The sequence below is a fragment of the Candidatus Methylomirabilota bacterium genome (assembly GCA_035936835.1).
GTDB lineage: Bacteria > Methylomirabilota > Methylomirabilia > Rokubacteriales > CSP1-6 > AR37.
The window spans coordinates 1-6,630 of the sequence record DASYVT010000163.1; the positions used below are offsets into that span (position 1 = coordinate 1).

The window sequence follows — 6,630 nt, forward strand, 5'->3', positions numbered from 1 at the left end:
TCCCGGTGGCCGAGGACCGTGGCCAGCTGTTCCACATACGTCGCGAAGCGATGGGCTCGAGCCGTCTCGGATGTGCGCATACGCTGAGACTGCCAGCGTACCCCATGATTCCCCTAACTTTTCTAACACAGTAGTACTAGCCGCTTGACGAAGACGCGCGCGAGAGGGGACACTCTCGACGTGGACTTTTACGCGCGGCTGACGCGCACCTGCCTGGCCGTGGCGACCCTGGCGCTCCTCACGCCCGCGCCCGGCGCGCGCGCCGCCGACCCACAGGTCGGGCAGACGGTGGTCAAGAGCGGCCCCGCCGTGGCCAGCGACTTGTACGCCTTCGGCGGCGGGGTGGACATCCAGGCCGACGTGGAGGGCGACCTCGTCGCGGCCGGAGGCCGCGTCGTCACCGCCGGGCGCGTCGAAGGCAACCTCATCGTCGTCGCCGGCTCCGTCGTCGCCGGGGGCAACGTCCTCCGCAACGTGCGCACCGCCGGCGGCGCCGTCACGATCAGTGCGCACGTCGCGCGCAACCTGAACGCGGGCGGCGGCACGGTGGTCCTGACTCCCGAGGCGGTCATAGACGGGCGCGCGCGCCTGGTCGGCGGCGAGGTGCGCGTGGCCGGGACGATCGCGAAAACGCTGTACGCGGCGGGCGCCGTGATCGTACTGGCGGGAGAGTTCCAGGACGACGTCGAGCTGGTGGCCCAGGAGATCGAAGTGCTCCCGACGGCGCGCATCAAGGGCAGCCTGACCTACTGGAGCCCGCGGGACGCAAAGATCGACCGCAAGGCGAAGATCCAGGGCCGGGTCACCCACAACCTGCCGGAGCTGCCGCGCGCGCTGACGAGCACCGGGACGGCCCTCCTGACCGTCTCGCGCCTCCTCTTCATGGCGGGACTGATCGTCACGGGGGTCACCCTCTACCTGCTCTTCCCCGGCTTCACGATGCTCGCCTCGCACACCATCGGCTCGGACCCGGCCAAGAGTCTCAGCATCGGCCTCCTGCTCGTCGTCGCCATACCGGTGGCCGCGATCCTGACCATGCTCACGATTCTCGGCATCCCGCTCGGGTTCATCCTCTTCGTGGTCTACTTCGCAGCGCTGCTCGTGGGATTTCTTGTGACGGCATTCTTCCTGGGTGACGTCGGTGCCCGCGCCTTCCTCCGCCGCGGGCGGCGATCCAGGACCGCGCGGGCGCTGTGGTTCATCCTGGCCCTGGCCGTCCTCGGCCTCGTGAACCAGCTGCCGTTCGTCGGCGGAGTCGTCATGGCGGCGGCGGTGCTGGTGGGGCTGGGCGCGATGAGCCTGCACGTCTGGCGCCACTGGGGCGACCCCGAGACGGCGGGCGGAGACGCCTAGCGCGGCGCGCATTGGCCCAAACACATTGACACCAAAGGTTTTTTGGACTATTCTCCATTAGTGGAATTGGCGATTCCCTCCCCCTCCACTGACTGGCAGAGGCCCCTATGATCCGCAGCATGACCGGGTATGGCCACGCCGAAGTCGCCGGGGTCCGCCTGAGCCTGTCTGTGGAGTGCAAGTCGCTCAACCACCGCCACCTCGACATCGCGCTGCGTCTGCCGCGCGGCCTCTCGGCGCTGGAGCTCGACGCGCGGCGCGTGATCCAGGGCGCGGTCCAGCGCGGCCGGGTCGAGGTCAGCGTGGCCGTGGCGCCGCTCGACGGCGCGCCCTCGGCTGACCTCACGATCAACATGGCGCAGGCGCGCGCGTACATCGATATGGCCCGCAGGGCCGGCGACGAGCTCAACCTGGGCGGGATCCCGACGCTCCAGTGGATGCTCGAGCAGCCGGGCGTCATCACGCGTGAAGAGCAGGCGCCGCTGTCTCCCGACGAGTGGTGGCCGCTTCTCCACGACGGGCTCGCCAAGGCGCTCGGGGAGCTCCGCGCGCGGCGGGACACGGAGGGCGCGGCCCTCGACAAGGAGCTGCGCGCGCTGTTGGCGGCCATGGGCGAGCAGGTGGGCGTGATGGGCACCCGCGGGCCGGCGGCGACCGAGCGCAAGCAGCAGCGGCTCCGCGAGCGCATCCAGGCTCTGCTCGGCTCGACACCGCTCGACGAGGGGCGCCTCGCCACCGAGGTCGCGATGTGGGCGGAGAAGAGCGATATCACGGAGGAGCTCGCTCGGCTCCGGGCGCACATGGACGAGTTCGCGCGGCTGCTCGACGAGGGCGGCGCCGTGGGGCGCACGCTAGACTTCCTGATCCAGGAGATGAACCGCGAGGTGAACACGGTCGGCTCCAAGGCGGACGACCTCGAGCTGTCGCAGGCCGCCATCGCCGCCAAGTCCACCCTCGAAAAACTGCGCGAGCAAGCGCAGAACATCGAATGATGACCTTTCGAGCCGAAACGCTGCCGACGAGCCGCAGGCGTGGCGGTTCGAGCCGAAGGGCGAAGCCGTGAGGCGAGGGCTGAGTGAATCAACGGTGAGGCGAGAGCTGAGATACATGGGGCTGAAATGGAACTGATCAAGCGGCGCGGCGCGCTGGTCGTGGTTTCGGCTCCCTCGGGGGCCGGCAAGACCACGCTCTGTCACGAGGTGCGCCGCCTGGTGCCGGACCTCTTCTACTCGGTCTCGCACACGACGCGCCTGCCGCGGCCGGGCGAGGTCAACGGCACCGACTTCCACTTCGTGAGCGAGGCCGAGTTCCTCGACATGCGCGACCGGGACGAGTTCGCGGAGTGGGCGGAGGTTCACAGCAACTACTACGGCACGCCGGTGAAGGCGCTCGAGGGCGCGCTCAGCCACGGCCTCGATGTCCTGCTCGACATCGACACGCACGGCGCCCGGCAGCTGCGCCAGCGGTACCCCGAAGCGGTCTCGATCTTCATCATGGCGCCGTCCATGAAGGAGCTCGAGGCGCGGCTCCGGGAGCGCAACAGCGACGCCCCGGTCGAGATCGCCCGCCGGCTCACCCGGGCGCGCGAGGAGATCTCGGCCTGGCGGCAGTACGACTACCTGGTCATCAATCGCGACGTGAAGGAGGCCGTGGACCAGCTCGCCACCGTCATTCAGGCGGAGCGCTGGCGCACGAGCCGGCTGACTCTCAAATTTCCCGACGTGGAGGTTCCAGAGTAATGGCATTCCCCTCGCTCGAGCAGTCCCTGAACAAGGTGTCAAATCGCTACCTGCTGGTGGTCCTGGCGGCCAAGCGCGCGCGCCAGCTCAACCGCGGCGCGGCGGCGCAGGTCGAGACCAAGCACAAGAAGCCGACCTGCACGGCCCTCGAGGAGATCGCCGAGGCCAAGATCAGCTACCGCGTCCGTGAAGAGGACGCCCCGAAGGAGTAGGCGGCCGTGACGCTCGCGGGCAAGCAGGTCATTCTCGGCATCACGGGCAGCATCGCCGCCTACAAGGCGGTGCTGCTGCTGCGTGAGCTGACCGCCCGCGGCGCCGAGGTGTCCGTGGTCATGACGGCCGGCGCCGAGCACTTCGTCGCCCCCCTCACCTTCCGGACGCTGTCGGGCCGGCCGGTGCTGTCGAACCTCTTCGACCCGCAGAGCGACGACGCGGTCGAGCACGTGGCGCTCGCCGAGCGTGCGCATGCATTCGTCGTGGCGCCGGCCACGGCCAATGTCCTGGCCAAGGCCGCCCACGGCATCGCCGACGACTTCCTCACCACGCTCCTGCTGGCGGCCCGGTGCCCCGTTCTCATGGCCCCCGCCATGGACGGCGGCATGTGGGACCACGCCGCCGTGCAGGCCAACGTCGCCACGCTGCGCGAGCGTGGCGTGAGCGTCCTCGAGCCCGAAGCAGGCGCGCTCGCCTCGGGGTGGAGCGGCAGAGGCCGGCTGCCCGAGATCGAGACGATCGTCGAAGAAGTCGAGCGCCTGCTCACGCCCGTCCGCGACCTCCGCGGCGAGCGCGTGCTCGTCACCTCGGGGCCGACCCGCGAGCCCATCGATCCCGTGCGCTACCTCTCGAACCGCTCCTCGGGCAAGATGGGCCACGCCGTCGCAGCCGCGGCGCTCCGGCGCGGCGCGGAGGTCGTGCTGATCTCGGGGCCGACGGCGCTCAAGCCGCCCGCGGGCGCCGTCTACGTCCCCGTGCAGACGGCCGAGGAGATGCGCGAGGCCGCGCTCCAGCACCTCGGTACCGCGACCGTCGTCATCAAGGCCGCCGCCGTCGCCGACTACCGCGTGGAGCGGCCGAGCGCGACCAAGATCAAGTCCGGCGGCAAGCGCGACGGGTGGAGCCTCGATCTCGTGCCGAACCCCGACATCCTGAAGGAACTGGCGCAGAAGAAGGGCGGCGCCTTCCTCGTGGGCTTCGCCGCCGAGACCAACGACGTTCGCGCGCACGCCGCCGACAAGCTCCGCGCCAAGGGCATCGATCTCCTCGTCGCCAACGACGTCAGCCAGCACGGCATCGGCTTCGAGGCCGACGACAACCAGGTCCTCCTGCTGGACCGCTGGGGCGGGGCGCTCGATCTGCCGCGCATGACCAAGATCCAGGTGGCGCACGCCATCCTGGACCGCGTGCTGGCGCTGCGCGCGGCCCCGAAGCCTCGCCGCACGCCCTCTCGCTGACCACGATGGAGGATCCGCGCGCGGCCCTCGGCGAGGCGCTCGCCGCCGTCGCCGACACCCTCCGCCACCACCGCGACCTGGGCCTCAAGGAGATCGCGCTCAACCGGCCCGAGCCGCCGGACGCAGCGCAGGGGCTGGCCGCGCAGGAAAAAGCGCTCCAGGGCTGCCCGCGGTGCAAGCTTTCGCAGAGCCGCTCGACGATCGTCTTCGGCTCGGGCAACCCGAATGCGCGGCTGGTGGTGATCGGGGAGGGGCCGGGCGAGGATGAAGACAAGCAGGGCAAGCCCTTCGTCGGCCGCGCGGGCCAGCTCCTGACCAAGATGCTCGCCTCGGTCCACTTCGACCGCGAGCGCGACTGCTACATCTGCAACGTCGTCAAGTGCCACCCCGAGAAGAACCGCAACCCCGAGCCCGACGAGGTCTCGGCCTGCAACCCATTCCTGCTGGCGCAGCTCGACATGATCCAGCCGGCCGTGATCCTGGCCCTCGGCAACTTCGCCGCGCAGACGCTCCTCGGCACCAAGGAAGGCATTACCAAGCTCCGCGGCCGCGCCTATTTCTACCGCGACATCGTGCTGGTGCCGACCTTCCACCCGGCCTTCCTCCTGCGCAACCCGGGAGACCAGTACAAGCGCATGGCCTGGGACGACCTCAAGCTCGCCCGGCGCGAATGGGAGCGCCTGACCACGCCCTCCCCTCAGCCCTCTCCCCTCAGACCTCTCCCCTGAGGGGAGAGGGAGTCGAGCGGATGATCGCCGATGTCGTGTTCGATCTGCCGCTCGACCATCCCTTCTCGTATCTCATCCCCGACTCGCTGATCGTGACGCCCGGCCAGCGCGTGAACGCGCCGCTCGGCGGCCGCGGCACGCGCGTGGGCGTAGTCGTCGCGCTCCGCGACGGTGATGCCGCGGGCCTGCGTCCCATTCAGCACGTCGTGGAGCCCGCGCCCATCCTCTCGGCGGGCGGCCTCGAGCTCGGCCGATGGATCGCCGACGAGAGCCTGTCCTCGTGGGGCTCGACGCTCCTGGCTCTCCTGCCGCCGCCGCCACGCTCGAAGCGCGCGGAAGTCCTTGCCCCGCCTCTCGAGCCGGCGCGGGGCGGCGCGGCGCCGCCACCCGAGGTCTGGATGGACGTTCATCGCGAAGATCGCCTCGCCGCGGCATTGGGCGACACCTCCGGCGGCGCGCTCGTGATCGCGCCGGACACCGACAGCGCGGCGCGGTGGGCGCGGCGCCTCGACGCGGCCCGCCTCGACAGCGGCGCGGGCCCCGCGGAGCGGCGCGCGGCGTGGTTCGCCGCGGCACGGGGGCGCGTCAGCATAGTGGTCGGCACCCGCGGGGCGCTTCTGGTGCCGCTCCCGCCGCCGGCGATCCTCGTGCTGCTCGACGAGCAGGACCCCGCCCACAAGCCGCCCGGACCGCCGCGGCTTCATTCGCGCGACATCCTGCTCCGCCGAGCGGCGCTCGACGGCAGCCGCCTGATCATGCTCGCGGGAGCGCCGTCGGCCGAGGTCTGGCAGAAGTCCGTAGCGGGCACGGTCACGCGCGTGGCCAACGGGCCGGCGCCCTGGCCCGAGGTGATCGCCTCCGACACGCGCGGCATCCTCCGCAATCATCCGTTGACGCTCCCCCTGACGCGCGCCATCGAGAACATGTCGCGGGCCGGCAAGAGCGTGGCGCTGATCGTGAGCCGGTCGGCGGGAGCCATCGGGTGCAACGACTGCGGCGCCGTCCTCCGCTGTCCCGCGTGCGGCGTGGCGCTTCAGCTCCGGCGCGATCGCCGCGGAATGGCGTGTCGGTTGTGTGCAAAGACCGATGCCATGCCCGAGCGCTGCCCCGGCTGCGGCGGCCACCGCCTCCAGCCCTTCGGATGGGACGCCGAGCGCGTCGAGGCGTCGGTGCGGCGCCGCTTCCCTCGCCTGACGGTGTCGCGCACCGACCCGGGCGCCCAGGTGCAAGTCGGCACGCCCGCCCTCCTGCTCGGGGCGCGAGCGCGCCAGTGGGGCGCCGTCGGCTTCGTCTGGTTCGACGGCTTCCTCCGGGTGCCGGACTTCCGCGCCGGTGAGCGCGCCTTCCAGCTGCTCTGGG

General features: G+C 70.9%; 7 protein-coding genes. All 7 read left to right on the plus strand.

Annotation, left to right across the window (positions count from 1 at the left end; translation table 11 throughout):
• Positions 1-144: 144 nt before the first annotated feature.
• Entirely contained in the window at positions 145-1,353 is a 1,209-nt protein-coding gene (locus VGV06_14770) for a hypothetical protein (GenBank protein HEV2056410.1), read from the plus strand.
• 107 nt (positions 1,354-1,460) lie between these two features.
• Positions 1,461-2,345 (plus strand): YicC/YloC family endoribonuclease, encoded by an 885-nt coding sequence (locus VGV06_14775; GenBank protein ID HEV2056411.1) that lies wholly within the window; start codon positions 1,461-1,463, stop codon positions 2,343-2,345.
• Positions 2,346-2,480: 135 nt separating this feature from the next.
• Entirely contained in the window at positions 2,481-3,092 is a 612-nt protein-coding gene (gene gmk / locus VGV06_14780) for a guanylate kinase (protein ID HEV2056412.1), read from the plus strand.
• The gene (gene rpoZ, locus VGV06_14785; GenBank protein ID HEV2056413.1) at positions 3,092-3,304 is read left to right on the plus strand and encodes a DNA-directed RNA polymerase subunit omega; all 213 of its coding nucleotides are present in this window, start codon (positions 3,092-3,094) and stop codon (positions 3,302-3,304) included. The genes gmk and rpoZ overlap by 1 nt, the downstream gene beginning before the upstream one ends.
• A gap of 6 nt (positions 3,305-3,310) precedes the next feature.
• Positions 3,311-4,543: a bifunctional phosphopantothenoylcysteine decarboxylase/phosphopantothenate--cysteine ligase CoaBC gene (gene coaBC, locus VGV06_14790; protein HEV2056414.1), complete on the plus strand. Its 1,233-nt coding sequence runs from the start codon at positions 3,311-3,313 to the stop codon at positions 4,541-4,543.
• Between the two features lie 5 nt (positions 4,544-4,548).
• Positions 4,549-5,271, plus strand: coding sequence for a uracil-DNA glycosylase (locus tag VGV06_14795; GenBank protein HEV2056415.1), 723 nt, complete (start codon positions 4,549-4,551; stop codon positions 5,269-5,271).
• Positions 5,272-5,291: 20 nt separating this feature from the next.
• On the plus strand, positions 5,292-6,630 hold a 1,339-nt coding region (locus VGV06_14800), incomplete at its 3' end, for a hypothetical protein (protein ID HEV2056416.1).

Coding starts and splice junctions, on each gene's coding strand:
- VGV06_14775 (HEV2056411.1), top strand. CDS start 1,461: ATGATCCGCAGCATGACCGGGTATGGCCACGCCGAAGTCGCCGGGGTC.
- rpoZ (HEV2056413.1), top strand. CDS start 3,092: ATGGCATTCCCCTCGCTCGAGCAGTCCCTGAACAAGGTGTCAAATCGC.
- VGV06_14795 (HEV2056415.1), top strand. CDS start 4,549: ATGGAGGATCCGCGCGCGGCCCTCGGCGAGGCGCTCGCCGCCGTCGCC.